Annotated in this window: 3 protein-coding genes; all 3 read right to left on the reverse strand. The window is 60.4% G+C overall.

Annotated features, from left to right (window positions below):
• Window positions 1-164: 164 nt before the first annotated feature.
• The 3 genes from K8W16_RS10835 to K8W16_RS10845 all read right to left on the reverse strand — a co-directional run bounded on the left by K8W16_RS10835 (window position 165) and on the right by K8W16_RS10845 (window position 3,203).
• Entirely contained in the window at window positions 165-680 is a 516-nt protein-coding gene (locus tag K8W16_RS10835) for a hypothetical protein (RefSeq protein ID WP_304123612.1), read from the reverse strand.
• A complete protein-coding gene (locus K8W16_RS10840) occupies window positions 583-1,032 on the reverse strand; it encodes an MBL fold metallo-hydrolase (RefSeq protein WP_304123614.1) in 450 nt (149 codons plus the stop codon). Before K8W16_RS10840 ends, K8W16_RS10835 begins: the two co-directional genes overlap by 98 nt.
• 263 nt (window positions 1,033-1,295) lie before the next feature.
• Window positions 1,296-3,203, reverse strand: a complete 1,908-nt coding sequence (locus tag K8W16_RS10845; protein WP_304123616.1) for an ATP-binding cassette domain-containing protein — start codon at window positions 3,201-3,203, stop codon at window positions 1,296-1,298.
• Window positions 3,204-3,484 lie beyond the last annotated feature (281 nt).

The raw sequence follows: 3,484 nt of genomic DNA on the forward strand, positions 1-3,484 counted from the left end.
ACTCCGACGAATTCTGAGGCAACGCCGCCTGCAACAAGAAAGGCACGCCTTTCCCCGCGCTCCGGTGGGGAGGGGCGTGCCTTATCGCAGTATGCCTTTGCTTCCCCTCTGCTGTAAAAAGCCCGCCTGCCCCGACAGGGCGTGAAGGCGAGCCTCTTTTCACGCTACTTCAGCACGCACGGCCGAGTGAAGGGCACATGCGAACCCGTGACCAACCACCCTTCCGTGCTCGCCCGCCCAAGAAGCCCGGCCCGCACGATTGCCGCCGCCTCAGGGTCCATATCAAACGTGGCGGACACGGAAGGATCGGCCGTCTGCGCGTCGAAGGCGTGGAGCAAATCGCTCCAGAAGAAAAAGGTTCTGCCACCCCCTTCTATCATGAGGCCCACATGCCCGGGGGTATGCCCGGCTTCATCCACGGCCCGCACGCCGGGAAGTTCCGCACAGATATCGTCCCCCGATGCAAAAACGCGCACGCGCTCCCCATAGATGCGGCGTATATCCGAAATACTATCGACAATCTTGCGTTCCCCGGCGGAAGCTGCTTTCGCCCTGCCGGGATCGAACCAGTATGCCAGTTCCTTATCGGAAAAAAGCACCATTGCCCGGGGAAAAGCCGCCCTGCCGCCCCTGATGAGCCCCCCCCACATGATCGCCATGGGCATGGGTGATGACGACATGCGTCACATCTTCCGGCGTCAGCCCGACCGCAAGAAGCGCCGCGTCCATCTCCCCGGCAGCCCAGTCGAACCCCGTATCCACCAGTGCCACCGCCCCGGGAAGACGCAGAAGAAGCACGTTGAGCACATTGCGAACCGCTCCCTCGGGGTAAAACCGGGACACGGCAGCTTTCTGAGCTTCGGTGGAGGTACGCAGTATGGCCGCGTTCAGGTCCTTTTCCACAAGAGAAACGACCCTGATGTTTATTTCCCCCAGAACTTCTTCATGAAACGGAATGTCCTTCGCCCTCGCCGGAACGGTTGCTGCAACCATCATCCATACTCCCAGAAGTAAAGCGGCATATTTTCTCATGGCGGACTCCCCGGAACTTCGAGCGGAGCCCATGCCCCAGACAGTGTCCTTGAAAGGCTCCGCTCATGGAATGAGCTTAAAACAAAGCCTCCCTTTCCACCAGAGCTTTTCCCGCCCGCAGCTCCCGGGAACACGCATCCCGCAAGGTTTTCTCCATGCATAAGGCCGAATGTTCAGACATTGAAGAATACTCTGCACGGAAGCTGATGCAAAGCCTGGTCCGGCAGCTTGAAAAAGCAGGGAATATTCCGGTCAGATTCCCGTCATATCTCCAATTCCTTCAGCCGGGCCTCTATCTCGTCGCTCCTCTCAAGCAGGGCAAGCTGCTCTTCCTCCACTTCGGGCAGGCGGGCTATCATGGTATTGAAGGCTTCGGGATCGCGGCTGAAAAGGTCGGGATCGGCAAGCGCCTCTTCCAGCTTTTTCTGTTCCTGTTCCAGCGCGTCGAGCCGCACGGGAAGCTCCGCCTGTTCCTTCTCCAAGGCTTCCTGCTCACGCTGTTCCTTATAGGAAAGTCTGCGCTTTTTCGGAGCATTTTCCTTCCATGTTTCTCGGGAAGAAGAAATCGCCTTCTTTTCCTCCGGCTTCTCACGCTGGCGCAGCCAGTCGGTATAGCCCCCCACATATTCGCGTACTTTTCCGTCGCCCTCCAGGGCGATAGTACCGGTCACAAGCTCGTCGAGGAAGGCACGGTCGTGGCTCACCACGATGACGGTACCTTTGTAGGAGGAAAGCATTTCTTCCAGAAGTTCCAGCGTCTCCGCATCCAGGTCGTTGGTAGGTTCGTCGAGCACCAGCATGTTGGAAGGCCGGGTGAAGAGCTTCGCGAGCAGGAGGCGGTTGCGCTCCCCCCCGGAAAGAAGGCCTACAGGCGTCCTCAGCCGGCTGGAATCAAAGAGAAAATCCTGAAGGTAACTTGCCACATGGCGGGGTTCGCCGTTGATGATCACTCTGTCGTTGCCTTCGGCCACACTGTCCATAACGCTCTTTTCATCGTCCAGCGTATCGCGCAGCTGGTCGAAATAGGCAATTTCCAGCCCCGTCCCCAGGCGTACCGTGCCGGACGTGGGGGAAAGCTCGCCAAGGAGCACGCGCAGAAAAGTGGTCTTGCCCGCGCCGTTGTCGCCGATGAGGCCTATCTTGTCGCCGCGCTGTATGATGAGCGAAGCTCCCACGAACACCTTGTAGCCGTCCGGCCATGTGAAGGACACATCCTTCATCTCCGCAACCAGCTTACCCGACTTTTCCGCCTCCTGCACATTGAGCGTGGCCGTGCCCAGCCTCTCCCGGCGGGCGGCACGCTCCTCGCGCATCTTCAGAAGCTCCCGTACGCGGCCCATGTTGCGGGTGCGACGGGCCTTGATCCCCTGCCGTATCCACACTTCCTCCTGGGCAAGCTTCTTGTCGAAGACGGCGTTCTGCATCTCCTCCGCATGCAGGCGCTCCTCCCGCCGCTCCAGAAACGTGTCGAAGCTGCAGGCATAACTGTAGAGTTTCGCGCGGTCTAGCTCCACCATACGAGTGGCAAGGCGCCGAACGAAGGCGCGGTCGTGGCTGATGAAGACCAGCGTGCGAGCCTGCCTTGCCAGGTACTCTTCCAACCAGCTTATGGTGCTTATGTCCAGGTGGTTAGTGGGCTCGTCGAGCAGAAGCACATCCGAGGCGATGAGCGCGCGGGCAAGAGCTACACGGCGGCGCGTACCGCCGGAAAGGGTGGAAAAATCCGCCTCAGGGTCAAGACCCAGGCTGTTGATGACGCCGAGCACCTCGCCGTGCCGCTCCCATACTTCACCGTGCTCCATGACCATGTCCGCCTCCCGGGCAAGATCCGGGGGAAGAAGGTCGCGCCTGTCGGAGGCTATGAGGTGGGCCGCCGCCAGAAGATGCCCCTCCCTGCCCAAGGCGTCGGCAGTCACGCCGAACACGAAGCCGCGCCAATGTTCGGGCACGGCCTGCTGCACATAGCCGATACGCACCCCCGGCTCCTCATGCCGCTCCCCGGCATCCAGCGGAAGCCTCCCGGCCAGCACCGAGAGAAGGGAAGACTTGCCCACGCCGTTGCGGCCCACAATACAGAGTCTGTCGCCCTGCTCCACATAAATTTCGGTATGATCCAGAAGCTGTTTGCTGCCCAGCGTGAGGCATGCGTTCTGCAGGGAAAGAAGAGCCATGATATTCTCGTCTGTTTTGGGCAAAAGCCCATGAATCGAAAAACGCTTCCCGCGGGGGGGGGAACCTGACGGCCTGAGCCGCTTCCCCGGGCCAGTTCCCGGCAAAGAGAAGCCCTGTTCAGGAAGCGAGCCCCCCGGACAGGGCGGGGAACACGCTCAATGCGCCTCTCCCCAGTTATGGCCGATGCCAGCATCCGCCACAAGAGGGACATGGAGCGCAATACCCCATGCCGAGGTATCAGTCATGAGCACGGCAAGACGTGCGGCCGCTGCCTGCGCCT

Origin of the sequence: Mailhella massiliensis, from assembly GCF_020741395.1 — a bacterium.
Taxonomy (GTDB): Bacteria; Desulfobacterota; Desulfovibrionia; order Desulfovibrionales; family Desulfovibrionaceae; genus Mailhella; species Mailhella massiliensis_A.

Coding starts and splice junctions, on each gene's coding strand:
- K8W16_RS10835 (WP_304123612.1), bottom strand. CDS start 680: ATGTCGTCATCACCCATGCCCATGGCGATCATGTGGGGGGGGCTCATC.
- K8W16_RS10840 (WP_304123614.1), bottom strand. CDS start 1,032: ATGAGAAAATATGCCGCTTTACTTCTGGGAGTATGGATGATGGTTGCA.
- K8W16_RS10845 (WP_304123616.1), bottom strand. CDS start 3,203: ATGGCTCTTCTTTCCCTGCAGAACGCATGCCTCACGCTGGGCAGCAAA.